This window comes from Peptoniphilus genitalis, from assembly GCF_023614525.1.
Taxonomy (GTDB): Bacteria; Bacillota; Clostridia; order Tissierellales; family Peptoniphilaceae; genus Peptoniphilus_A; species Peptoniphilus_A genitalis.
Genome location: NZ_CP097885.1, coordinates 1,258,162 through 1,280,947 on the forward strand (window position 1 = coordinate 1,258,162; position 22,786 = coordinate 1,280,947).

At 35.9% G+C, this 22,786-nt stretch carries 30 protein-coding genes; 26 read left to right on the top strand and 4 right to left on the bottom strand.

Annotated elements, in window-relative coordinates; translation table 11 throughout:
- The first annotated feature begins 20 nt into the window (after window positions 1-20).
- The 19 genes from rpsH (at window position 21) to gloB (ending at window position 12,184) form a co-directional block, all read left to right on the top strand.
- Window positions 21-416, top strand: a complete 396-nt coding sequence (gene rpsH, locus M9426_RS05880; RefSeq protein WP_005957390.1) for a 30S ribosomal protein S8 — start codon at window positions 21-23, stop codon at window positions 414-416.
- A 14-nt stretch (window positions 417-430) separates the two neighbouring features.
- A complete protein-coding gene (gene rplF, locus M9426_RS05885; RefSeq protein ID WP_005957448.1) occupies window positions 431-967 on the top strand; it encodes a 50S ribosomal protein L6 in 537 nt (178 codons plus the stop codon).
- A 15-nt stretch (window positions 968-982) separates the two neighbouring features.
- On the top strand, window positions 983-1,345 hold the full coding sequence (gene rplR, locus M9426_RS05890; protein WP_250341622.1) for a 50S ribosomal protein L18: 363 nt from the start codon (window positions 983-985) through the stop codon (window positions 1,343-1,345).
- A 13-nt stretch (window positions 1,346-1,358) separates the two neighbouring features.
- Window positions 1,359-1,865, top strand: a complete 507-nt coding sequence (gene rpsE, locus M9426_RS05895; protein ID WP_005957480.1) for a 30S ribosomal protein S5 — start codon at window positions 1,359-1,361, stop codon at window positions 1,863-1,865.
- A gap of 10 nt (window positions 1,866-1,875) precedes the next feature.
- Window positions 1,876-2,052, top strand: a complete 177-nt coding sequence (rpmD, locus tag M9426_RS05900) for a 50S ribosomal protein L30 (RefSeq protein ID WP_005957502.1) — start codon at window positions 1,876-1,878, stop codon at window positions 2,050-2,052.
- Between the two features lie 13 nt (window positions 2,053-2,065).
- Entirely contained in the window at window positions 2,066-2,515 is a 450-nt protein-coding gene (gene rplO, locus M9426_RS05905) for a 50S ribosomal protein L15 (RefSeq protein ID WP_005957515.1), read from the top strand.
- Window positions 2,515-3,795, top strand: a complete 1,281-nt coding sequence (secY, locus tag M9426_RS05910; protein WP_195443716.1) for a preprotein translocase subunit SecY — start codon at window positions 2,515-2,517, stop codon at window positions 3,793-3,795. The genes rplO and secY overlap by 1 nt, the downstream gene beginning before the upstream one ends.
- Before the next feature lie 9 nt (window positions 3,796-3,804).
- On the top strand, window positions 3,805-4,446 hold the full coding sequence (locus tag M9426_RS05915) for an adenylate kinase (RefSeq protein ID WP_005957369.1): 642 nt from the start codon (window positions 3,805-3,807) through the stop codon (window positions 4,444-4,446).
- 36 nt (window positions 4,447-4,482) lie between these two features.
- Window positions 4,483-4,704: a KOW domain-containing RNA-binding protein gene (locus M9426_RS05920; RefSeq protein WP_231723510.1), complete on the top strand. Its 222-nt coding sequence runs from the start codon at window positions 4,483-4,485 to the stop codon at window positions 4,702-4,704.
- 18 nt (window positions 4,705-4,722) lie between these two features.
- On the top strand, window positions 4,723-4,941 hold the full coding sequence (gene infA / locus M9426_RS05925) for a translation initiation factor IF-1 (RefSeq protein ID WP_005957367.1): 219 nt from the start codon (window positions 4,723-4,725) through the stop codon (window positions 4,939-4,941).
- Between the two features lie 22 nt (window positions 4,942-4,963).
- Window positions 4,964-5,077 (top strand): 50S ribosomal protein L36, encoded by a 114-nt coding sequence (gene rpmJ, locus M9426_RS05930; RefSeq protein WP_005957387.1) that lies wholly within the window; start codon window positions 4,964-4,966, stop codon window positions 5,075-5,077.
- An 11-nt stretch (window positions 5,078-5,088) separates the two neighbouring features.
- Window positions 5,089-5,451 (top strand): 30S ribosomal protein S13, encoded by a 363-nt coding sequence (gene rpsM / locus M9426_RS05935; protein WP_005957375.1) that lies wholly within the window; start codon window positions 5,089-5,091, stop codon window positions 5,449-5,451.
- A 12-nt stretch (window positions 5,452-5,463) separates the two neighbouring features.
- Window positions 5,464-5,859, top strand: a complete 396-nt coding sequence (gene rpsK, locus M9426_RS05940; RefSeq protein WP_005957371.1) for a 30S ribosomal protein S11 — start codon at window positions 5,464-5,466, stop codon at window positions 5,857-5,859.
- A 26-nt stretch (window positions 5,860-5,885) separates the two neighbouring features.
- On the top strand, window positions 5,886-6,833 hold the full coding sequence (locus tag M9426_RS05945) for a DNA-directed RNA polymerase subunit alpha (protein WP_250341623.1): 948 nt from the start codon (window positions 5,886-5,888) through the stop codon (window positions 6,831-6,833).
- Window positions 6,834-6,843: 10 nt separating this feature from the next.
- On the top strand, window positions 6,844-7,185 hold the full coding sequence (gene rplQ, locus M9426_RS05950; protein WP_005957415.1) for a 50S ribosomal protein L17: 342 nt from the start codon (window positions 6,844-6,846) through the stop codon (window positions 7,183-7,185).
- A 49-nt stretch (window positions 7,186-7,234) separates the two neighbouring features.
- Window positions 7,235-7,789 (top strand): methylated-DNA--[protein]-cysteine S-methyltransferase, encoded by a 555-nt coding sequence (locus M9426_RS05955; protein WP_250341624.1) that lies wholly within the window; start codon window positions 7,235-7,237, stop codon window positions 7,787-7,789.
- Between the two features lie 980 nt (window positions 7,790-8,769).
- Entirely contained in the window at window positions 8,770-9,051 is a 282-nt protein-coding gene (locus M9426_RS05960) for a co-chaperone GroES (protein ID WP_195443705.1), read from the top strand.
- A 29-nt stretch (window positions 9,052-9,080) separates the two neighbouring features.
- Complete coding sequence (groL, locus tag M9426_RS05965) at window positions 9,081-10,703, top strand: chaperonin GroEL (protein WP_195443702.1); 1,623 nt, start codon at window positions 9,081-9,083, stop codon at window positions 10,701-10,703.
- A 791-nt stretch (window positions 10,704-11,494) separates the two neighbouring features.
- A complete protein-coding gene (gloB, locus tag M9426_RS05970) occupies window positions 11,495-12,184 on the top strand; it encodes a hydroxyacylglutathione hydrolase (RefSeq protein ID WP_250341625.1) in 690 nt (229 codons plus the stop codon).
- Between the two features lie 69 nt (window positions 12,185-12,253).
- Here gloB and M9426_RS05975 read toward each other — a convergent pair whose 3' ends face one another.
- From M9426_RS05975 to M9426_RS05985, 3 genes are all read right to left on the bottom strand, one after another.
- Window positions 12,254-13,594: a sodium-dependent transporter gene (locus tag M9426_RS05975; RefSeq protein WP_250341626.1), complete on the bottom strand. Its 1,341-nt coding sequence runs from the start codon at window positions 13,592-13,594 to the stop codon at window positions 12,254-12,256.
- A gap of 85 nt (window positions 13,595-13,679) precedes the next feature.
- The gene (locus tag M9426_RS05980) at window positions 13,680-15,323 is read right to left on the bottom strand and encodes a tryptophanase (protein WP_005957420.1); all 1,644 of its coding nucleotides are present in this window, start codon (window positions 15,321-15,323) and stop codon (window positions 13,680-13,682) included.
- Window positions 15,324-15,623: 300 nt separating this feature from the next.
- Window positions 15,624-16,514 carry a fructose bisphosphate aldolase gene (locus M9426_RS05985; RefSeq protein WP_250341627.1) on the bottom strand — a complete coding sequence of 297 codons (891 nt, stop codon included), beginning with the start codon at window positions 16,512-16,514 and terminating at the stop codon, window positions 15,624-15,626.
- Between the two features lie 88 nt (window positions 16,515-16,602).
- Between M9426_RS05985 and M9426_RS05990 the strand changes: the two genes are divergently transcribed.
- From M9426_RS05990 to M9426_RS06020, 7 genes are all read left to right on the top strand, one after another.
- On the top strand, window positions 16,603-17,181 hold the full coding sequence (locus M9426_RS05990; RefSeq protein ID WP_250341628.1) for a ribonuclease H1 domain-containing protein: 579 nt from the start codon (window positions 16,603-16,605) through the stop codon (window positions 17,179-17,181).
- The gene (locus M9426_RS05995; protein WP_005957383.1) at window positions 17,178-17,597 is read left to right on the top strand and encodes a deoxycytidylate deaminase; all 420 of its coding nucleotides are present in this window, start codon (window positions 17,178-17,180) and stop codon (window positions 17,595-17,597) included. The genes M9426_RS05990 and M9426_RS05995 overlap by 4 nt, the downstream gene beginning before the upstream one ends.
- Before the next feature lie 210 nt (window positions 17,598-17,807).
- Window positions 17,808-18,227, top strand: coding sequence for a large conductance mechanosensitive channel protein MscL (gene mscL / locus M9426_RS06000; protein WP_250341629.1), 420 nt, complete (start codon window positions 17,808-17,810; stop codon window positions 18,225-18,227).
- Window positions 18,224-19,255, top strand: a complete 1,032-nt coding sequence (locus M9426_RS06005; protein ID WP_250341630.1) for a patatin-like phospholipase family protein — start codon at window positions 18,224-18,226, stop codon at window positions 19,253-19,255. The genes mscL and M9426_RS06005 overlap by 4 nt, the downstream gene beginning before the upstream one ends.
- On the top strand, window positions 19,245-19,874 hold the full coding sequence (locus M9426_RS06010) for an NUDIX hydrolase (protein ID WP_250341631.1): 630 nt from the start codon (window positions 19,245-19,247) through the stop codon (window positions 19,872-19,874). Before M9426_RS06005 ends, M9426_RS06010 begins: the two co-directional genes overlap by 11 nt.
- Before the next feature lie 441 nt (window positions 19,875-20,315).
- Entirely contained in the window at window positions 20,316-21,302 is a 987-nt protein-coding gene (locus M9426_RS06015; protein WP_250341632.1) for a resuscitation-promoting factor, read from the top strand.
- Window positions 21,303-21,557: 255 nt separating this feature from the next.
- On the top strand, window positions 21,558-22,451 hold the full coding sequence (locus M9426_RS06020; protein WP_250341633.1) for a hypothetical protein: 894 nt from the start codon (window positions 21,558-21,560) through the stop codon (window positions 22,449-22,451).
- Window positions 22,452-22,487: 36 nt separating this feature from the next.
- Here the strand turns inward: M9426_RS06020 and M9426_RS06025 are convergent, their stop codons facing one another.
- Complete coding sequence (locus M9426_RS06025; protein WP_250341634.1) at window positions 22,488-22,727, bottom strand: glutaredoxin family protein; 240 nt, start codon at window positions 22,725-22,727, stop codon at window positions 22,488-22,490.
- Window positions 22,728-22,786: the final 59 nt, after the last annotated feature.

The following is a 22,786-nucleotide window of genomic DNA, read 5'->3' on the forward strand; positions in this document are numbered from 1 at the left end:
ATGAAAGGAGGCAAACTGATATGATGACAGACCCAATTGCAGATATGCTATCAAGAATTAGAAATGCAAATAATGCAAGACACAAATCTGTTGATGTTCCTTGCTCAAACATCAAAAAAGAAATCGCTAGGATTCTTCTTGATGAAGGTTATATTAAAGGATATGACGTTGTTGAAGACGACAAACAAGGAATGATCAAAATAGATCTTAAATATTCTCAAGACGGTGAAAGAGTTATCTCTGGATTAAAGAGAATATCAAAACCGGGACTTAGAGTTTATGTTAAGTGCGACGATGTTCCTAAAGTTCTAGGAGGACTAGGAATTGCAATTATCTCTACATCTAAGGGAATAATTACAGATAAAATGGCAAGACAAGAAAAAGTTGGCGGAGAGGTAATCTGCTACGTTTGGTAATTTGGAGGTGAAAAATGTCAAGAATTGGCAAAAAACCTATTGAAATCCCAAAGGGCGTTGAAGTTAAAGTTGACGGCCAAACAGTTACTGTTAAGGGACCAAAGGGTGAACTAACACAATCTTTCGATAAAGATTTAAGAATAGAATTAAATGACGGAGTTCTCACTGTAGAAAGACCAAATGATATTAAAAGAATTAAGGCACTTCACGGTTTAACTAGAACTCTAATTTACAATATGATAATTGGCGTTACAGAAGGTTATACAAAATCTCTAGAAATAATTGGAACAGGATACAGAGCTGCTAAGAAGGGAAAGGTTCTTTCTCTAAACTTAGGATTCTCTCACCCTCTTGATATAGAAGATCCAGAAGGTATTGAAGTAGAAGTTCCATCTCCTAACTCAATTATTGTTAAAGGTAACGATAAACAACAAGTTGGCGCTTATGCTGCTTACATTAGACGCTTCAGAGAACCTGAACCATATAAGGGTAAGGGTATTAGATATACTGATGAACATGTAAGACGTAAAGTTGGTAAGACTGGTAAGTAAGAAAGGAGAATTTAAGTGTTAAATAAAATTAATAGAAACGAAAACAGAATTAAAAGACACAAAAGAATTAGAAATCACATCTCCGGAACTTCAATGAAGCCTAGACTTTCAGTTTACAGATCATCTAAACATATTTATGCTCAATTAATTGATGATGAAGCTGGCAATACTTTATTAAGTGCATCTACACTTGACAAGGGATTGAACTTAGAAAACACTGGAAATATTGAAGCAGCTAAATCTGTTGGAGGATCTATTGCTAAAAAGGCATTAGAAAAAGGAATTGAAGAAGTTGTCTTTGATAGAAGTGGATATATTTTCCACGGTAAAGTCAAAGCACTTGCTGATGCAGCTAGAGAAGCTGGTCTAAAATTCTAAGAAGGAGGAAGTAATGGAGCGTTCATTAATAAATGCGGCAGAACTTGATCTTGAAGAAAGAGTTGTATCTATAAACAGAGTTGCCAAAGTAGTTAAGGGTGGTAGAAACTTTAGATTCTCAGCTCTTGTAGTAGTTGGCGACAAAAACGGACACGTTGGTGTAGGTACTGGTAAAGCTCTTGAAGTTCCTGAAGCAATAAGAAAAGCAACACAAGATGCTAGAAAGAATATTGTAAGAATTAACTTACTAAACACTTCTATTCCTCATCAAGTAACTGGAATTTATGGTGCAGGTAGAGTTTTCTTAAAGCCAGCAAGAGAAGGTACAGGAGTTATTGCCGGTGGTGCAGTACGTGCTGTATGCGAACTTGCAGGTATTACTGATATTCGTACTAAAAACATTGGTACAAACAACCCAAGAAACGTTGTTAATGCAACTATGGAAGGTCTAAAGTCTCTTAAGACTGCAGAATCTGTTGCAAGACTTAGAAATAAATCTGTTGAAGAAATTTTAGGATAGGAGGAAAATCATGAGTACAATTAAAATTAAACTTGTTAAAAGTCCTATCGGTAAAGTACCTAAACACAGAAAAACAATCAAAGCTCTTGGTTTTAAAAAGTTAAACCAAGTTATCGAAAAAAATGACACTCCTCAAATTAGAGGAATGTTAAAACAAGTCGATTATATGATCGAAGTAGTAGAATAAGGAGGTGTACCTAATGAAGTTACATGACTTAAGACCTAACGAAGGCGGCGGAGTTAAAGCTAGAAAAAGAGTAGGTCGTGGAATTGGTTCCGGTACTGGTAAGACTTCCGGCAAGGGTCACAAAGGCCAAAATGCTAGAAGTGGCGGCGGAGTAAGACCTGGATTTGAAGGTGGACAAATGCCACTATTCAGACGTCTTCCTAAGAGAGGATTTACAAATATCTTTAAGAAAGAATACGCTGTATTAAACGTAGCAGATCTTAATGTATTTGAAGAAGGAACTGAAATCACTCCTGAATTCTTAATCGAAAATAAATTTATAAAGGCTGGTAAGGCTAAAGACGGACTTAGAATCTTGGGAGATGGTGAATTAAATGTTAAATTAACTGTTAAAGCTCAGCATTTCTCAAAATCTGCTATAGAAAAAATTGAGGCTTGCGGAGGAAAGGCCGAGGTGATTTAATGCTGTCCACTTTTAGGGATGCGTGGAAGATTGAATCTCTTCGTAAGAAGATGCTTTTCACTCTTTTCATGCTTCTATTATATAGACTTGGATCACACATCGCTGTTCCTTATATGAATTCACAAGTGATTTCACAAATTTTTTCTGGATCAGGCGGATCAATTTTCTCCTTCCTTGATTTAATGGCAGGGGGAAACTTTAGAAGATTTACAATATTTGCTGCTAACATTTATCCTTATGTTACAGCATCAATCATACTTCAACTTTTGACAATAGCTATTCCTTCATTGGAATCTCTTGCAAAAGAAGGAGAAACTGGTAGAAAGGCTATTGCAAAATACACTAGATACCTTTCTATTGCTATCGCTCTTATTCAAGCAGTTGGTTATACTTTTGGTCTATTTAGACAAGCAGTTAACGCAACAAGTGCTATTGAATACACAACTATTATCCTATCAATAGTTGCTGGTACAGCGGTACTAATTTGGATAGGAGAACAAATAACTGAACACGGAATTGGAAATGGTATTTCAATCTTAATTTTTGCAGGTATCGTTTCAAGATTCCCACTTGATATAGCTCAATCTGTTGCTCTTGTTAAGGCAGGAAAGTCTAGCCCAATTTTCTTAGTGCTATTCTTAATAATTGCTATTGCAATTGTTGTTTTTGTAGTAACACTAACTGAAGGTGAAAGAAGAATTCCTGTACAATATGCAAAGAGAGTTGTTGGTAGAAAGATGTACGGTGGACAATCAACTCATATTCCTATTAAGGTTTTAATGACTGGTGTTATGCCAATTATCTTCGCTAACTCACTACTTGCTATTCCAGCAACTATTGCTATGTTTACAAGTGAATCAACTAGAAATTGGATTCAAAAATGGTTAACTCCAGCTGGAGGACCAGGAGCTGTGCTTTATATAATATTTACTGTTATTCTTATTGTATTTTTCACATTCTTCTATACTACAATCCAATTCAACACTGTTGAATACTCTAAAAACCTTCAAGCTAATGGTGGTTTTATTAGTGGTATTAGAGCAGGAAAACCTACAAGTGATTATTTAGGTAGAACTTTAAATAGATTGGTTATGCCGGGAGCAATTGCACTTTCTATACTTGCAGTTCTTCCAACTATCCTAACACTTATTTCAGGCCTACAATTCAACTATGGTGGTACATCAATTATCATCGTTGTTGGTGTTGTACTTGAAATCCACAGAGTGTTAGAACAACAATTAATCATGAGAAATTATCGTGGATTCTTAAAGAATAAGTAGGAGGTAATTATGAAATTAGTTATATTGGGACCTCCAGGGGCCGGCAAAGGCACACAAGCTGAATATATTGTAAAGAGATATAATATCCCACATATTTCAACTGGAGATATCTTTAGAGAAAATATTAAGAACAACACTGAACTTGGAAAGAAAGCTAAGTCTTATATGGACAAGGGTCTTTTAGTTCCTGATGATCTTGTTATTGCACTTGTTGAAGATAGACTTAACAAGGACGATGCTAAAGAAGGATTTCTACTAGACGGTTTCCCAAGAACTGTAGCTCAAGCTGTTAGTCTTGACTCAATCTTAGACAAGAATGACGACAAGCTAACTAAGGTAATTAACATTTCAGTTGATCCTGAAATCTTAATTGAAAGAGCTGTTGGAAGACGTGTTTGTAAAACTTGTGGTATGACTTATCACGTTAAATTCAATCCTCCAAAGGAAGAAGGAGTTTGTGATAAGGACGGCACTAAGCTTATTCAAAGAGATGACGACACTGAAGAAACTGTAAAGACTAGAATTTCTGTTTACTTTGATCAAACAGCACCTCTTATTGACTACTATAGAGCACAAAATCTATTAATAGACATTGACGGTGCAAAGGATATTGACAAGGTATTTGACGATATAGTTATTGGTCTCGAATAGTTCATGGATAAAACATTTAGTCTTTTGAAGGGACAAGTGGTAAGATCCAAAAAGGGTAGAGATGAGGGCAAGGTTTATATCATAATGGAAATTATCGATGATGACCTTCTCTTGCTCGTTGATGGAAAACTAAGAAAGCTAGATCGACCAAAGAAAAAAAAGGTAAAACATCTTTATATATATAAGGATGTCATAGATACTGAGGTAAGTGACTTTAGTGACATCTATATTAGAAAGAAACTATTACCTTATAGCTAAAGGAGGATCCTTAATAATATGGCTAAAGAAGATGTAATTGAAGTAGAAGGCGTTGTTGTTGACGCTCTTCCAAATACTCATTTCAAGGTTGAACTTGAAAATGGACATATCATACTTGCTCATATTTCAGGTAAATTGAGAATGAATTATATTAGAATTCTTCCTGGTGATAAGGTGACAGTTGAGCTTTCACCTTATGATCTTACACGAGGTAGAATAACTTGGAGAAAGAAATAATCCAGAGTCAGGAGGCATTTAAATGAAAGTAAGACCATCTGTAAAAAAGATGTGCGAAAAGTGCAAAATTATTAAAAGAAACGGAAGAGTAATGGTAATCTGTGAAAATCCGAAACATAAACAAAGACAGGGATAAGGGAGGTAATTATGGCTAGAATTTCCGGTGTTGATTTACCTAGAGAAAAAAGAGTTGAAATTGGACTCACTTACATCTATGGTATTGGAAAACCCAGATCTCAAGAAATATTAACTGCAGCTGGCGTAGACTTTGACACTCGTGTTAAAGACCTTACAGAAGCAGAACTTGCTAAAATTAGAGAAGAAATTGATAAGTACCACGTAGAAGGTGATTTACGTCGTGATGTTGCTATGAACATCAAGAGACTTCGTGAAATCAACTGTTACCGTGGAAGAAGGCATAAAATGGGTCTTCCTGTAAGAGGACAAAAGACTAAGACAAATGCTAGGACAAGAAAAGGTCCTAAGAAACTTGTTTCTAAGGGTAAGTAAGGGGGGACTTAAATGGCAAAAAAACAAAAAGCTACACGTGCTAGAAGACGTGTACGTAAAAATATTGAAAAAGGTGAAGCACATATAGCTTCAACATTTAACAACACTATGGTTACTCTTACTGATATTAACGGTAATGTTATATCTTGGGCTAGTGCTGGACAACTTGGATTTAGAGGTTCAAGAAAGTCTACTCCTTTTGCAGCACAAGAGGCAGCACAAGAAGCAGCTGAAAAAGCTAAAGAACACGGACTAAAAAGCGTTGACGTATATGTTAAGGGTCCAGGCTCAGGAAGAGAAGCTGCTATTAGATCTCTTCAAGCATCAGGTCTTGAAGTAACAATGATTAAAGATGTTACTCCAATTCCTCACAATGGATGTAGACCACCAAAACGTAGAAGAGTCTAAACTATTTACCGAGAAGGAGGGTACCCATGATTGAAATTGAAAAACCTAGGATTAGTATTGAAGAATTAGATGAATCAGGTTTATATGGCAAGTTTGTCGTTGAACCTCTAGAAGCTGGATTTGGTATCACTATTGGAAATTCCTTAAGAAGAGTGTTACTTTCCTCTCTACCAGGCGCAGCTGTATCTTTTATCAATATACGTGGCGTTGAACATGAATTTGATACAATTCCAGGAGTATTGGAAGATGTACCTGAAATAGTTTTAAATATTAAATCTATAGTTTTAAAGATGACTGAAGATGAGCCTGTAAAACTAGTAATAGAAAAAAAGGGCAAGGGTGAAATAAAAGCCTCTGATATTGAACTTGTTCCACATGTAAGTATTATTAATCCAGATCAACATATAGCAACTCTAAATGATGATGCTGATTTCTATCTTGAAATGATGGTGGAAAAGGGAAGAGGCTATGAACCTTCTGAACTTAAAAAGGAAGAAATATCTGAAATAGGAATTATTCCTATGGATTCTAACTTCACTCCTGTGGAAAAAGTAAACTGGAAGGTCGAAAACACAAGAGTTGGACAAAGAACAGACTTCGATAGATTAATCCTCGAAGTTACAACAGATGGTTCAATGAAGGCTGACGAAGCAACATCTCTTGCAGCAAAAATCTTGACAGAACATCTTGAACTCTTCATTGGCCTAAAAGAACATGTCAGTGAAATAAATTTGATGGTTGAAAAAGAAGAGGATCAAAAGGAAAAAGTTCTCGAAATGACAGTTGAGGAATTAGACTTATCTGTAAGATCATTCAATTGCCTAAAGAGAGCAGGCATAAATAGTGTTGAGGAACTAACTAATAAAACTGAAAGTGAAATGATGAAGGTTAGAAATCTAGGTAGAAAATCTCTACTAGAAGTAACTGAAAAACTTGACGAGTTAGGCTTAAGCCTCAAACCTGAAGAAGAATAAGGAGGATATTATGGCAAAAAATAGAAAACTTGGCCGTAATTCAAGTCATAGACGTGCAATGCTAAGAAACCTTGTTACTTCTCTCTTAGCTGAAGGTAGAATTCAAACTACTCACACAAGAGCAAAAGAAGTTCAAAGAATTGCTGATCGTATGATTACACTTGGAAAAAGAGGCGATCTTCACGCAAGAAGACAAGCTTTAGCATATATTTATTCAGAAGATGTTGTAACAAAACTATTTACTGAGTATGCAGAAAAATATGCTGACAGAAACGGTGGATACACTAGAGTTTTAAAGATGGGTCCAAGACGTGGAGACGGCGCAGAAATTTCAATTATAGAATTAGTATAAGGAAATCCAATGGGGTTTCCTTTTTTTTTTATAAACTTTTGGAGGCCATATGCTCTATAAAAAAATATACAAGTCATTGCTGGGGGACATATTAATAGTTTTTAATGAAGAAGCCTTGTTTGGACTCTACCTATACAGTCAAAAAGAATTTGCAGAGAAACTAAAAGATACTGAAATAATTTTAATTGTTGATGAGGTCTTATTTTCTTCTAAAGAAGAGGACTATAAAATTTTAAGACTCACAGAAACTTGGTTGGATAAATATTTTTCAGAAGGAGATCCAAGCTATATTCCTCCAATAAAAGTAAGTGGAAGTGAATTTAGAAAAGACGTCTGGGATATCTTGCTTAAGATTCCCTATGGAGAGACAAGGACCTATAAGGAAGTTGGAGAAGCCTTACTTGCAAGTGGGAAGTATGAAAGAGTATCCAACCAGGCAGTTGGAGGAGCAGTAGGTCACAACCCAATCTCCTTGATAATACCCTGCCATAGAGTCATAGGAAGCGATGGGAGTATAAGAGGTTATGCTGGAGGAGTAGATGTAAAGAAGAAACTCTTGGAGTTTGAGAGGAAAGAGAAAAAAGTAAAAAAAAGGACTTTTTAAAAATACTTAATAAAGAAGTTTTCGTTAAAAAGTTTTATTAAAAGCTTATGCTTTTATATTTACAATTGGAGGGGACTTAGGGCGTTTCGATTCGCCCTTGTCCCCTCCAAACCTCCCCTTACCACCCCCAACGACCTGGCAGGGGCCCGACCCATTAATACGCAAAAAGCTCTCCGACTAAAAATTTCAAACTCGCTTCGCTCAAACAGTGAAATTTTTTTAACGTCTCCGAACTTTTTGCTTACTGTTTTATTAGCTTGCGGTTTATTGGCTAACCTCATAAGCTTATAACATTTCAACAAGCAGGGGCACTCGACAAATTCACTGCTTAAGACTTAAGTTATAGCTTGTTACAAAGTACGGAAAAGTTGGAGATTTATAATTAAATAGAACTTTATAAAAAGTTAAAGCTTAATCGATACTGATTAAGCTTATTTTTATGCAAAAATTTTTAGTTGTATCATGTTTTATTAAGTAACTCAACATAAGTTTGTAACTCTGTAGAGGTAAAACCACGAACTAAGATTGAAGAACCCCGTAAGGCAAGACAGCCGTTAAAAAATTCAATTGTTTGAGTTAAGCGATTCAGTAAATAAATAATTGTGATGAAATCTTAATTTATTTATAAGTTTTTTAATCTCAAATACTTAAGCTTAACGAGTTTTGAATTTTAGGCTGTCTGCCGCTCGGGGTTGTAGGCAAAGGCCCCTGCCAGGTCGTTGAAGGTGTTGGGGGTGGCCCGGAGGGGGAAGGACCAATCGAAAGGTCCTAACCCCCTCCGGATAAAGAATCGTAAAGCTCCGCTTTACAAAACTTATTTAAATAATAACTTGATAAATAAATATAAAAGCAAGGCTTTTAAAATAATTTTCTCCCCCAACTACTTGAAAAAAGTTTTTATTTGAGTTATCATATACATATTAGCAGAAGGGACAAGCGAGTGCTAAAAATAAATTATAAATTTTAGGAGGCTTATATATATGAAATTGAGACCACTTGATGACAAGATTGTCATTAAAAAGATTGAAAAAGAAGAAACTACTGCTTCTGGTATTGTTCTTCCTTCTTCAGCTAAGGAAGAATCAAACATCGCAGAAGTTATTGCAACTGGCAACAAATTAGATACAGATGAAGAAATGAAGGGACTTGTTAAGGTTGGTGACAAGGTTATTTTCTCTAAATACGCAGGAAATGACATTGAACTTGACCACGAAAAATACACTATAATCAAGTTCCAAGACATCTTGGCAGTTATTGAATAAGGCTTATTGAATAAGGAGAGATGATAAAAATGGCAAAGGAAATTAAATTTTCAGAAGATGCTAGAAAAGGCTTAATAAAGGGAATTAACACTCTTGCAGATACAGTAAAGGTAACTCTTGGACCTAAGGGCAGAAATGTTATCTTAGACAAGGAATATGGCACACCACTTATCACAAACGATGGTGTTACTATTGCAAGAGAAATTGAATGTGAAGATAAATTTGAAAATATGGGAGCACAACTTTTAAAGGAAGTTGCTACTAAGACTAATGACGTTGCAGGGGACGGTACTACAACAGCTACTTTACTTGCTCAAGCTATCATTAGAGAAGGCATGAGAAACCTTGCAGCAGGTGCAAACCCAATGGTTCTTCAAAAGGGTATTGCTAAGGCGGTTGAAGCTGCAGTTGAAGAGATCAAACACTTCTCAACTGAAGTTTCTTCAAAGGAAGCTATTGAACAAGTTGCTTCAATTTCTGCTGCTAACGAACAAGTTGGAAAACTTATTTCTGAAGCAATGGAAAAGGTTGGAAACGACGGAGTTATCACAGTTGAAGAATCAAAATCTATGGGAACAAGCTTAGACGTTGTTGAAGGTATGCAATTTGACAGGGGCTACCTATCTCCATACATGGTGACAGATTCTGACAAGATGGTTGCAGAATTAGAGGATCCATACATCCTAATTACAGACAAGAAGATTTCAAATATCCAAGAAATCCTTCCACTATTAGAACAAGTTCTTCAACAATCAAAACCACTTCTTATTATTGCAGATGATATTGACGGCGAAGCTCTTGCAACTCTAGTTGTTAACTCACTTAGGGGAACACTAAACGTAGTTGGAGTAAAGGCTCCAGGCTATGGCGACAGAAGAAAAGACATGCTTCAAGATATTGCAATCCTAACAGGTGGACAAGTTGTTTCATCTGATTTAGGTCAAGACCTAAAGGATGCAACAATTGAAATGCTTGGATCAGCTTCAAAGGTTAGGGTTGAAAAAGAACTTACAGTGATTGTAAATGGAGCAGGCGAAAAATCTGAACTTGATAACAGAATTAGCCACATTAAAAACCAAATCGAAGAAACAGATTCAGAATTTGATAAAGAAAAATTACAAGAAAGACTTGCAAAACTTTCTGGCGGAGTTGCAGTTATCCAAGTTGGAGCAGCAACAGAAGTTGAACTAAAGGAAAGAAAGCTAAGAATCGAAGATGCTCTAGCAGCAACAAGAGCAGCAGTAGAAGAAGGAATCGTTGCAGGTGGTGGAACTGTACTAATCGACTCAATCGACGCAGTTGCAAAAGTAGTTGACCAACTAGAAGGCGACGAAAAAACAGGAGCTAACATTATCCTAAGAGCCCTAGAAGAACCACTAAAACAAATAGCAGAAAACGCAGGGCTAGAAGGCTCAGTAATCGTAGAACACGTAAAGACAAAAGAAGCAGGAATTGGATTCGATGCATACAAGTCAGAATACGTAGATATGAAAAAAGCCGGAATAGTAGACCCAACAAAAGTAACAAGATCAGCACTACAAAACGCATCAAGCGTAGCATCAATGATCTTGACAACAGAAGCAGCAGTAGCAAACATAAAAGAAGACGCACCAGCAATGCCTCCAATGAATCCAGGCATGGGCATGATGTAATGATAAGAAAAACCGAGACGAGTCTCGGTTTTTCTGGTTTTCACAGCGAATGCAAGCGTAAGCGAAGCATGAGCTGATGAAAAATCTTATCCAGCGAGCGTAGAAAATTCGACTGAATAAGGAGAATTTTCAAGCGAGTCGGATTTGTAAATCAATAAACAACCTAAACAAAGGCAGTCACAAACATGACTGTCTTTTATTTTATCTTCACACTGAAGCCGAGCGATAGCGAAGGCTGAAGTGATGAAAAATCTTATCCAGCGGAAAATAAAGGTACACAGATTTTTGACAAGCAAAAATCTGCGGGCAGACTTATCAAAATTTCTTACAGAAATTTGATCAAGTCTAAGCCAATGCGAATGAATAATGAGCATTTTCAAGCGAGTCGGATTAAGTAAATATAGTAAAAACCTTAAACAAAGGCAGTCACAAAGTTGACTGTCTTTTTTAATTTCAAGCAAAGTTTATGAAGAACCTTATCCAGCGAGAATAAGGGAACACAGATTTTTGACAAGCAAAAATCTGCGGGCAGACTTATCAAAATTTCTTACAGAAATTTGATCAAGTCTCAGCCAATGCGACTGAATAAGGAGAATTTTCAAGCGAGTCGGATTAAGTAAATATAGAAAACAACCTAAACAAAGGCAGTCACAAAGTTGACTGTCTTTTTTAATTTCAGTAAAGCTGATGAAAAATCTTATCCATCAAAAATAACAAATATTTAAAAGCATAACAAAACCTTCCCATGTTTAAATCTCACCAATAAGAGTAAGAATATTATGAGGTGTTTTATGGATATTAAATATATTAAAGCTTTTAATGACAATTACATTTGGACTATTGAGAAGGGCGGCAAGGTTCTCCTTGTTGATCCTGGCGATGCAGGTCCTGTTATAGATTATTTGAAGGGCAGAAAACTTGATTATATTCTTTTAACCCACAAGCACATGGACCACGTAGGTGGCCTTGACGAACTTAAGATTAAATACGGCCCAAAGGTTTATGGACCTAGGGAAACTAGCGAATACAACGACGTGACTTTAAAGGACGGAGATGAATTTAATCTTCTTGGAGAAAATTTCAAGGTTATTTCAACTGGAGGTCACACTGAAGACCACATTTCTTATCTAGTTGATGGTAACTTGTTCTGTGGAGATGCCCTCTTCTTAGCAGGTTGCGGCAGGGTCTTCACTAAGGACTATAAAAAATCCTATGAGGGTCTTAACAAGTTAAAAAATTTAGCTGATGACACTTTAGTTTATCCTGCTCACGAGTATTCTCTTGCCAACTTAGAATTTGCCAAGTCCGTAATTTCTAATGAGGACTTGGATAGGGAGTATGAAAGAGTAAAGAAGCTTAGAGAAGATGACAAGATTACTTTTCCTACGACAATTGGAAAAGAGAAAAAAATAAATCCCTTCTTCTTGGCAAGGGACTTAGATGAATTTATAGATTTTAGAAACAAAAAGGATAATTTTTAAGAAAAAGTAAGCAAAAGAAAAGTGCTGGCTATTACAAAAGCCAACACTTTTTTTATTTACAAAATTTTATTAACCAATACCACCAAGTATTGCACCAGCTATTAGGGCCACTATGGCAGCTGTTACATATACATATTTTGCTAATGGATAGTACCATCCTCCAATGCCTTTTGGGGATCCTTCATTGACTGCAGCAAGAACATAGTCTTTGCCTGCAACCCAAAGGAACATTATACCTGCAAGGGCTGCTCCAAGTGGGCAAATGTAAATTGATACTACATCCATCCAACCACTTACTATTCCTTGAATTAGAATTGCAACGACACAACCAATGATGTGGATAATTGTAGTTGCAAGAAATCTTGATGCATTGAATTTTTCTTGTAGGTAGGCAACTGGTGTTTCGTAAAGGTTTATTATTGAAGATACGCCTGCAAATAGAACGCAGATGTAGAAAATCATTCCAATAATTCTTCCAATAGGCATACCGTTAAATACATTTACAAGGAAGATAAACATAAGGCCAGGGCCACCTGTATCAAGTGGTGCATCAGCTGCTGCCATTGCAGGGATGATTACAAAGGCTGCCAAGAGGGCTGCTATTGTGTCAAAGACTGCAACATTCCTTGCTGATGATGGAATACATTCATTTTTAGGAAGGTAAGATCCATAAATTACAGTTCCTGATCCTGCTACTGATAAGGAGAAGAAGGCTTGCCCAAAGGCAAATATCCAAACCTTAGGATCCTTTAATCCATCAGGATTTACTGTGAAAATATATTTATAGCCATTTGAAGCACCTGGAAGAGTGCAGATGTAGAATGCAAGTCCTACAAATAAAATAAATAGGGCTGGCATCATAATTTTGTTTGCTTTTTCAATTCCACCAGATACACCCATTACCATTATGGCAAAGCTTGCAAGAATTGCTATTACTACCCAGGTGTTTGCACCAAAGGCTCTCGCTGTTAGGCCAAAGGTACCACCAATTACATCCATATCTTGTCCCATTTCATAAAGGTGACCTGATAGAGAAAGGAAGGTATATTTAAAAATCCAAGCCATTACACAAGTGTAGCCTATAGCTAGTGCCAAAGAGCCGAGAACTGGGATAAGACCAATTAATTCGCCAGGCTTTTTATTGCCAGTTCTTAATTCTGTACATTTTCCAAAGGCGCCAACTGGTCCAGCTTCGGCTGACCTGCCTAGTGCCATTTCGGAAATTACTCCTGTAGATCCTATTAAGGTTACAAAGATAAAATAAGGAATGAGAAAAGTCATCCCACCATAAGTTGAAACCATTATAGGGAATCTCCAAATATTACCCATACCAACTGCAGAGCCAATACAAGCTAGTATAAAGCCCCATTTGCTTTTAAAACCATCACGAGTTTTTAAGTTGTTATCCATAATTTTTCTCCTTAAAGGGTAATTTGCCCCTCAATTAAGAGGGGCTTATTTAATTTTTTGTATTTATAAAAAAGTTTAGAGAAATTTATTTTTCATCTTCAGAAGGTTCATAAGTTTCAAGGAAAGCGTGGAAGTGACGCATTGGAAGGTTCTTTCCCTTGACTATTCTAATATTAGGAATAGTAGCACGATCTTCGTAAAGAGCCTTAACTGCTGCTATTACATAATCCATGTGTTCCTTAGAAAGTTGACTTCTATTTATTGCGAAACGAACTACGTTTGCTACTTCAGCTTGTTGTTCTGGAGTCTTTAGGTCATATTCCATAGAATAGTTACCAAGTTCTGCAGTTCTAATTCCATATCTTCTTATTAATTCAACAGAGAAGCCTTGACCTGCAAAAGTTTCTGGTCCCCTCTTGTTGTCGAAGAATTCGTCCATGTTGATATAAACACCGTGGCCACCTGCAGGAAGTACAACTCCTTTAACGCCAGCCTTGTAGAAACCTTGAGCAAGGTATTCACATTGCTTAACACGAGCATCAAGATAATCAAACTTAGCTGCTTCATAAAGACCTGCAGCAAGAGCCATAATATCTCTACCACTCATTCCACCATAGGAGTCGTTGCCGTAAGAAGAAATTTGTTTAACTTTTAGGAGGATACCTACATCAGTTTTAACTGTGCCGTCCTCGTTAAAGTCAGAGAACTTCTTCCAGAATAGTCCCTTATCTCTAAAGGCAAGAACGCCGCCCATATTTGCGTGTCCGTCTTTTTTAAGTGATGCAGTAAAGCCGTCGCAGTAAGAGAACATTTCTTTTGCGATTTCTGGAATTGACTTGTCAGCATAACCTTCTTCATTAACTTTGATGAAGTAAGCATTTTCAGCCCATCTAGCAGCATCAAACATATAAGGTATATCATACTTATGAGCAATTCTTGAACATTCTCTTAAGTTTGCCATAGAAACTGGTTGACCACAAACTGTGTTGTTAGTGATAGTAGTGTAAATTAGTGGCACATTTTCAGGTCCTAATTTAGTGATAAGTTCTTCTAGTTTTTCAGTGTCCATGTTGCCCTTAAATGGATTCTTTTCATAATGACCATTTTCAGGAACTTCCCAAAGTAATTTTTTATTGTATAGGTTTCTTGGAATTGAACCCATTTGTTTAATATTACCTTCAGTAGTGTCAAAGTGACCATTTGAAGGAATAGTATAAATCTTTCCTGGTTCTCTTGCGTTTAATATTTTTTTGACAAGTTCGAATAAAACAGATTCAGCTGCACGACCTTGTTGAATGATAAAGGTATTTGGTCTTTCCATTTGGGCAGAACCACCATTAAATAGGCCGCCTTCATATTCGCAAAGGTAAACTTCGTCCATCATTTTTTCAACATCTTCGCAGTCAGTTCTTACAAGGTCGATGATTCTTTTTTGATCGTCGCCTCTTTCGAATACATCCCTAAAGGCATCGAGAAGAACATAGTAGCCCTTGTTTCTACCATAAGATTCATCTCCTAAGAACATTGCAGACCATTGAACATCTGTCATGGCTGTAGTTCCTGAGTCTGAAAGCATGTCAATAGTTAACATTCCTGCAGGAAAAGCAAATTCATTGTAGTGAGTAGCCTTAAGAGCTCTTTCCCTTTGTTCAACTGTAACATTTGGAATATTTTTTGTTACATAAGTGTAGGAATGTGGTGTAGGTACGTCTAATTGATACTTCTTCATAAAAAACCTCCATATAATAATAAAAAAGTTATAGAGGAACCCCGGTCATTAATATAAAATTAACTAGCGGACAGTATCCTATAGAGAACCCCGGTCATTAAAAATTTAACTAGCGGACAGCACTCCAGATAATGTTTATTATCTATGCAATAGTTTACATTATGAAAAAATAATTGTCAATAATAAACTGCATCAATACAAGCTTTAGCTAGGGTTATAAAATATGAAAAAACATTTGCAAATCAAGAAACAAAATAAAAAAAAGACCTCCAAAATTGGAGATCTTAAAAATCTTACACTTTATTTTTCAACTGAAGCTGAGTAGTTCTTTTCGATAGAGTCATCAAGCATCTTTGTAAATTCTTCGGCAGTTTGATTTACATTAAGTCCTTCAGTAAGGGCTCTTGAGTAGGAAGCAATTACGCCCCTGTTTTTTCTAAGTTTTTCGTTGGCTTCATCTCTTGAGTAGCCACCAGATAGGGCAACGATCCTAACAGTTTGATCAAAGTCGTAAAGATCTTCGTAAAGATTTTCCTTTTCTGGAAGAGTTAACTTAAACATTACATAAGTGTCCTTGTCTAACTTTTTAAGTTCTTCCACAAGATATTTTTTAAGGACTTCTTCGATTTCAGCCTTGTCCTTAGCGTGGATGTCAACTTCCGGCTCGATAATAGGAACAAATCCTGCTGCAGAAATTTTCTTTGCGTAGTCAAATTGTTGTTCAACAACTTTTTTAATGGATTCTTCGTTGAGTTCCTTTACAACAGAACGCATCTTAGTTCCAAAAATATTTCTTTCCTTTGCATTTGCAAGAAGCTCGTCAATGTGCTTGAAAGGTTTCATAAGTTGTGCGCCGTCTTTTTCTACATCAAGACCTTCGTCAACCTTAAGGATTGGAACGATGCCCTTTTCTTCCCAAAGGTAGTCGCCAGTGAACTTGCCGTCGATTTTAGAGTTCATAGTAACCTTAAATAGGATTGCAGCTAAAATTCTATCAGATGTAAAGGCCTTATCCTTTATAATTCTCTTTCTCATTTCGTGAACTTGTTCAAACATTTCTTCTTCGTTTGAATAAGCATCTTCAGTCACACCATAATTTAATAGGGCCTTAGGTGTTGATCCACCAGATTGGTCAAGAGCAGCAATGAAGCCCTTGCCATTTTTCATTCTTTCAAATTGTTCTTTGTTCATTTTTACCTCCAAAAGTCTAGACTTCTAATTACTTCTAATTATATAATAAGTAGACATAGTTGACAAATGACAAAATTTTGAGGTGAACATGAAGTATTACGCAGTTAGAATAGGAAGAAATCCTGGCATCTATCACACCTGGGATGAGTGCAAGCGAGAAACCATGGGTTTTAAGGGAGCAAGTTTCAAAAAGTTCTCCACTCGTGAAGATGCTGAGGCCTTTATAAATGAAATAGAAGAAGACAAGAAGGAGTCAGCGGAAAAGGATGAGCTTGTAGTTTACGTTGACGGATCCTACAGGAACAGCGACAAGTCCCACTCCTATGGAGTCTACATGTTTAATGATGAAGAAGAATACACTTACTCAAAGAGATTTTTCAAGGACTCAGACATGAGAAATGTGTCGGGAGAAATCAAGGGAGCCATGCGTGCCATGGAAGAAGCAGCAGAGCTTGGCAAGAAAAAAATCTACCTTCACTACGACTACGAAGGCATAAGGTCATGGGCTCTTGGTTTTTGGAAGACTAATAAGGAAGGGACGATTTATTACAAGAAATTTTACGATTCTATAAAGGACAAGCTTGAGGTAAAATTTATAAAAGTAGAGGCTCACACTGGGGTCAAGTACAATGAGTTAGTTGATAAACTTGCAAAGGAGGCAAAATGAGAAAATCTTGGGATGAATATTTTATGGAGATAACAGAAATGGTTGCAACAAGGTCCACTTGCGACAGGGCATTCGTGGGATGCGTCCTTGTGAACTCTGACAACAGGATAATTTCAACAGGCTATAATGGATCAGTAACAGGCAACCCCCACTGCGACGAAGTGGGACACACAATGCGTGACGGCCACTGCATAGCCACAATCCACGCAGAGATGAATGCCCTCTTGTACTGTGCCAAGGAAGGAATATCAGTAAGGGGAGCCAAGGCTTACGTAACCCACTTTCCTTGCCTTAACTGCACAAAGGCCCTGATCCAAGCAGGCATAAGAGAAATAATCTACCACGAAGCTTATAGGGTCGACGACTACGCCATGGAACTTTTGGAAAAGAACAAGGTTATCTTAAAACAAATTTAAAATTTAGAAGATGATGAGAGATCTGGGAATAATTCCTGGATCTTTTGCTTTAAATCAATTAATAAAAATTATTTATTACTATAGAAGAAAATCTCAAGTCACGGTAGAGGCTTGGGATTTTTTGTTTTCAGTTTTTTTATAATCATTATGGGTAATTAATATTCGTAAGGAATTATATTTAAATTATTACTTTGATATAAAGGAGGAAAAATGAAAAAGTTTGCTGATGAATTTAGAGAATTTATTGCGAAAGGTAATGTTATGGACATGGCTGTAGGTGTTATCATAGGTGGTGCCTTTGGTAAAATCGTTTCAAGCCTTGTTGAAAACATCCTAATGCCACTCATTGGTATCTTGCTTGGCGGTGTTAGCTTCGAAGATCTTGCTGTCACAGTGGGTACTGCTGAAGTTAAGTATGGAATATTTTTACAATCAGTTTTTGATTTCTTGATTATCGCTTTTGTTATTTTCGTTATGATCAAACAAATTTCAAAAATTACTGATAAATTCAAGAAGGAAGAAGAAGCTCCAGCGCCAACAGAAAAGGTATGTCCTTTCTGTAAGTCTAAGATTGATATCAATGCTACAAGATGTCCACATTGTACATCTGAATTAGGAAGTGCAGAATGAAAAAATGGGCATTAGTTCTTGAAGGCGGAGGAGCCAAGGGTGCCTACCAAGTAGGAGCCTACTTCGCCCTTATGGAAATGGGATTTGATTTTTCAAAAATTGTTGGGACTTCTATAGGTGCCTTTAATGGAGCCATGTTTGCTCAAGGAGATGCCTATGAATGCTTTAAGGCCTGGAAGTCTTTGGACTTTTCTGCCTTTGAAACTGAGCTACAAGAAATAGAAAAAGATGATAATTTATTTTCGAAAATTGTAGATAAACTTAGGGAACACGATATAAAGATTCCAGAACTTACAAGGTCTCCCTATCCTCTTTACAGGTTAGTGGACCAGTTCATTGATGAAGATAAACTTAGATCTTCAGATGTGGATTTTGGAATGTGTACAGTGAATGTATCTGACCTCAAAGTTGAAAGATTATTTAAGGATGATATTGAAGAGGGCCTTTTAAAGGACTATATTATTGCCTCTTGTTATCTTCCCTTTTTTAAATTGCAACGTCTTCATGGCAAGTACTTTATTGATGGTGGCTTTGCATCACTAGCTCCTATGGAGATGATTGATGAAGACACAGATATTGTCCTAGTGAGACTTTCAAGGCAACCACTTAAAAATATTGAAAGGGCAAGTTATATTATTAAGCCAAATAAAAATCTTGGATCATCTCTTGGCTTTGACAAGGAAAAGGCTGACGACTTAATAAAACTTGGCTACTTCGATGCCTTTAGGGCTATTAAGGGTCTTAGGGGAGAGGACTACTATATTATGCCTCTTGATGAAGAGGAGAGCCTAAAATATATTTACAGACTCCTAAGGGACAAGGTTAAGGAAAGTGAAAGTAAGATTGCAAGGATAATCTTTGAAGACTATGCTCCAAAGCTTGCAGAAGAATTGGAAATGCCAGAAAACTTTAGGTATGATGAGCTTCTATACATGCTTCTTGAAAGAGAAGGTAACAAAAGACAGATTGATAGGTTTAGGATTTACACAGTAGAAGAATTAATGAGGGAGATAGAAAATGTCAACTGACCAAGACTTAAATTTAGAGAAAATTAAAGCCAAGGTCCAAGAAATAAAACCTATGCCCGTTGACGTGAAAAATAGGTTTTCCGTCATGATTCCTCTTATAAAAAGAGATGGGGAAATTCATCTAATCTTTGAGGAGAGGGCTTTTACTCTTAGAAATCAACCTGGAGAAATTTCCTTCCCCGGAGGTAGAATTGAAGAGGGAGAAAGTCCAAGGGACGCAGCTCTTAGGGAGACTTCAGAAGAGCTTTTAATTTCAGAAGATGAGATTGAAATTTTTTCTGAGGGAGACTTTGTAGTAAATCCCTATGCAGCAATTATTCACAGCTTCATTGGAGAAATCAAAAGAGACTTTGACAAAATCTCTCCTTCATTAGATGAGGTTGAGAAGGTATTCACAGTTCCACTTTCCTATTTTTTAGAGACCAAACCCAAGTCCTATAAGATCGACTTAAGGGTTGAGAGGAATGAAGACTTTCCCTACCACTTGATTCCCAATGGTATAAATTACAAGTTTAGAAGGGGAAGAGAAGAAGTCCTCTTTTATGAATATGATGGACATATTATCTGGGGCTTTACTGCCAAGCTGGCTAGGCGTTTTGTAGAAAAACTAATGTATTAATTTTAAAAATTAAAAAGATAAAGCTTAAAAAATTATTTTGTTTTTAATTTTTTAAGCTTTTTATTTTTTATAGGAGGGTAAGTTCTTTATTAGAAATAGAGACTAGAAATAATTTAAAATTCACTTACTAAATGTTATTTTTATCAAAAAATTAGCAAAATAAGGAAAACTTCATAAGATTTTGTAACACAAACGTAATATTTTATAAAGAATCCCTAATTTTCAGGCTTTGAGAGAGAATTTATTTTTATTTTAAAATAGACTTAATTTATATAAATTACAAAATGGCTTAACTAAGCCCTTTGCCGAGAGATTTACAAAAAAGTTACAAAAAAATTGACAAATCTTATTTTTTTTAATATACTCTTAAAAGATTAGAAGAGGTTACAAAGTAGTAACAAAAGCTACAAATTTGTAACTGAATTTATGGAGGTAATATTTTTGAATAAAAAGAACATTTTTAGAAATGCGAAATTTATATTGATTGCCTTAGCTCTTGTGTCAATCCTAACAATGGGTTTTAACACGGCTCTAGGTAAAGACGTTGAACTAAATATAAATGGAAAGACTAAGACAGTTTTCACATATGAAAAAACAGTAGGAGACTTCTTGGAAAAAGAAGGCATTGTTCTTAAGAACAAGGACCTTGTAAGCCCAGGTCTTGATGAAGAAATTACTAAGGACACTAAGATCCTTATAACTTCACCAAAGTCCTACCACATCAAAGATGGAAACAAGACATTAATTGCAGAAGCAAATGGATACACAGTTGCTGATGTACTTGAAAATCTTGACATAAAGCTAAACAAGCTTGACAGAGTTTCCCTTCCTCTTGATGAAATTGCTAAGCAAGGAATGGAAATTAAAATCGATAGAGTTGTTGAAGAAAACTTAGTTAACAAGGTTGAAATTCCTTTTGAAACAGAAACTCGTGAAAACAATGAAATGTTTAAGGACGAGAAAAAAGTAATCACTAATGGACAAGTTGGAGAAAAGCTAGAAAGCCTAAAGAATACTTATGTAAATGGAAACTTAGAATCTACTGAAGTCCTAAAAAGTGAAATTACAAAAGATCCTGTAAAGGAAGTTGTAGAAGTTGGAACTAAACAAGGATCTGCTGCTCCTAATGGAAAGTCAGCTAAGAGAGTAATTGTTATGCAAGCTACTGCTTATGACCCAACTGCAGGTTCAAAGACTGCTATGGGAACAAGAGCAAGAGTTGGTGCAGTTGCAGTTGACCCTAGGGTTATCCCACTAGGTTCAAAGCTTTACATTGAAAGTATGGATGGATTTGCATCTTATGGTTATGCGACAGCAGAAGATACTGGTGGAGCAATTAAGGGAAATAGAATCGACTTATTCTACAGCACAAGTTCCCAAGCTAGAAATTTTGGAAGAAGAAATGTAAAAGTTTATGTACTTGATTAAGAGAGTCCTGGTAACAGGACTTTTTTTATTGGAAATTTTTAGTTTTATAGACTAAGATTTTAAAAGTTATGAAGTAAGAAAAATATTTATAAAAAATTTAAAATACAAGCTTTTTAAAACTTTAAAGATATTCAAAAACTATTAAGTAATCAAAAATTTATAGGCCATAAAAATAAAGTAAAAAAATTTTTAAATTTGTGATTAGACATTTAAAAGAACCAATATTTAACTTATAATGTATATGAGGATGATTTTATGAAATTAATTGAACATGAACTCGTCGATAGATATATTTATTATTTGCAAAGATACATCCCCTATGACAAGCAAGAGGCTGCCAAAGAGGATTTTTTAGATATACTGAGAGATAGACTTCCAGAGATTTATACAGAAGAAGACATAAAAAAAGAATTAAATAGGATGGGGAACCCCTATGAGTTTGCAGGAGCCTACAGTGACCCAGGCAACTTCCTCTTAAGTGGAAAGAATTATGAAATCTTTAAGGCCTTTTTAAAGATACTTTCAATTTCTGCCCTTATTGGCCTTGTAGTATTTATCTTTAACTACTTTAGACGCTTTCAAGGGACAAGTTTATTTGACATCTTAAAGAGCCTTGTAGTTAGCATTTTCATCTTGAGCCTTTTGCCATCATGGATTTGCGAAAAGATTAAGACTACAAAAATCTTAAGAGCCCTTATGGACGAATGGGACATAGACAACCTCTACGAGTCCAAAAAGTTAAAGCTAGAGGTCTATGAGATAGGTTTACTCATGGTGAAGTTTTCCATGTACTTTATGCTACAAGTCTACATCTTGACTGCTAGCATAAATATTTCCATAGCTACTTATTCCTTTGTCATGATTTTATTTTTTATAAATGTGCTTTCTGTGAATTTTAAGTTTTCAGAAAACACAATTTTTTCAAAGACTATGTATGTGGAATATTTCGTTGACATCTTTAGCATCATTAGTTTGATTTTTTTAACAAGCTATCACATGCCAAGGGTATTTGCCATAAAGATAATAATCCTATGCAATATTGTTAATTTAATTTTGAACTCTTACACTATTTCCAAGTCTAAAAATATATTGCTATCGCGAAAAAAGAGAAAGAAAAACAGAAGAAGAAACAAAAAAGACAGAGATTAAACTCATTGAGTAATCCCTGTCTTTTTTTATAAAAACTTAAGCTACATTTTCTTTTAGGTATTTAATAATGTCAAGTGATTCATAAAGAGGCTTGTCTCCAATGAAGAGGCAAGGCACTTGCTTTTTGCCGCCCTTTTCAATTAAATATTCACGAGCGTCTTTATCCTCATCAATATTTTTTATTTCTACAGAGTCAATGCCTGCATCTTCCATGAAGGCTTCTACCTTTTTACAGAAAGGGCAAACTGTTCCTACATAAAGTGTTAATTTTTCCATAATATCCCTCCAAATCTTTTTTACCCAATTAAAAATAAAGAAAACAAGGGCAGTATTTA

Coding starts and splice junctions, on each gene's coding strand:
- rpsH (WP_005957390.1), top strand. CDS start 21: ATGATGACAGACCCAATTGCAGATATGCTATCAAGAATTAGAAATGCA.
- rplF (WP_005957448.1), top strand. CDS start 431: ATGTCAAGAATTGGCAAAAAACCTATTGAAATCCCAAAGGGCGTTGAA.
- rpsE (WP_005957480.1), top strand. CDS start 1,359: ATGGAGCGTTCATTAATAAATGCGGCAGAACTTGATCTTGAAGAAAGA.
- rpmD (WP_005957502.1), top strand. CDS start 1,876: ATGAGTACAATTAAAATTAAACTTGTTAAAAGTCCTATCGGTAAAGTA.
- rplO (WP_005957515.1), top strand. CDS start 2,066: ATGAAGTTACATGACTTAAGACCTAACGAAGGCGGCGGAGTTAAAGCT.
- secY (WP_195443716.1), top strand. CDS start 2,515: ATGCTGTCCACTTTTAGGGATGCGTGGAAGATTGAATCTCTTCGTAAG.
- M9426_RS05915 (WP_005957369.1), top strand. CDS start 3,805: ATGAAATTAGTTATATTGGGACCTCCAGGGGCCGGCAAAGGCACACAA.
- infA (WP_005957367.1), top strand. CDS start 4,723: ATGGCTAAAGAAGATGTAATTGAAGTAGAAGGCGTTGTTGTTGACGCT.
- rpmJ (WP_005957387.1), top strand. CDS start 4,964: ATGAAAGTAAGACCATCTGTAAAAAAGATGTGCGAAAAGTGCAAAATT.
- rpsM (WP_005957375.1), top strand. CDS start 5,089: ATGGCTAGAATTTCCGGTGTTGATTTACCTAGAGAAAAAAGAGTTGAA.
- rpsK (WP_005957371.1), top strand. CDS start 5,464: ATGGCAAAAAAACAAAAAGCTACACGTGCTAGAAGACGTGTACGTAAA.
- M9426_RS05945 (WP_250341623.1), top strand. CDS start 5,886: ATGATTGAAATTGAAAAACCTAGGATTAGTATTGAAGAATTAGATGAA.
- rplQ (WP_005957415.1), top strand. CDS start 6,844: ATGGCAAAAAATAGAAAACTTGGCCGTAATTCAAGTCATAGACGTGCA.
- M9426_RS05955 (WP_250341624.1), top strand. CDS start 7,235: ATGCTCTATAAAAAAATATACAAGTCATTGCTGGGGGACATATTAATA.
- M9426_RS05960 (WP_195443705.1), top strand. CDS start 8,770: ATGAAATTGAGACCACTTGATGACAAGATTGTCATTAAAAAGATTGAA.
- groL (WP_195443702.1), top strand. CDS start 9,081: ATGGCAAAGGAAATTAAATTTTCAGAAGATGCTAGAAAAGGCTTAATA.
- gloB (WP_250341625.1), top strand. CDS start 11,495: ATGGATATTAAATATATTAAAGCTTTTAATGACAATTACATTTGGACT.
- M9426_RS05975 (WP_250341626.1), bottom strand. CDS start 13,594: ATGGATAACAACTTAAAAACTCGTGATGGTTTTAAAAGCAAATGGGGC.
- M9426_RS05980 (WP_005957420.1), bottom strand. CDS start 15,323: ATGAAGAAGTATCAATTAGACGTACCTACACCACATTCCTACACTTAT.
- M9426_RS05985 (WP_250341627.1), bottom strand. CDS start 16,514: ATGAACAAAGAACAATTTGAAAGAATGAAAAATGGCAAGGGCTTCATT.
- M9426_RS05990 (WP_250341628.1), top strand. CDS start 16,603: ATGAAGTATTACGCAGTTAGAATAGGAAGAAATCCTGGCATCTATCAC.
- M9426_RS05995 (WP_005957383.1), top strand. CDS start 17,178: ATGAGAAAATCTTGGGATGAATATTTTATGGAGATAACAGAAATGGTT.
- mscL (WP_250341629.1), top strand. CDS start 17,808: ATGAAAAAGTTTGCTGATGAATTTAGAGAATTTATTGCGAAAGGTAAT.
- M9426_RS06005 (WP_250341630.1), top strand. CDS start 18,224: ATGAAAAAATGGGCATTAGTTCTTGAAGGCGGAGGAGCCAAGGGTGCC.
- M9426_RS06010 (WP_250341631.1), top strand. CDS start 19,245: ATGTCAACTGACCAAGACTTAAATTTAGAGAAAATTAAAGCCAAGGTC.
- M9426_RS06020 (WP_250341633.1), top strand. CDS start 21,558: ATGAAATTAATTGAACATGAACTCGTCGATAGATATATTTATTATTTG.
- M9426_RS06025 (WP_250341634.1), bottom strand. CDS start 22,727: ATGGAAAAATTAACACTTTATGTAGGAACAGTTTGCCCTTTCTGTAAA.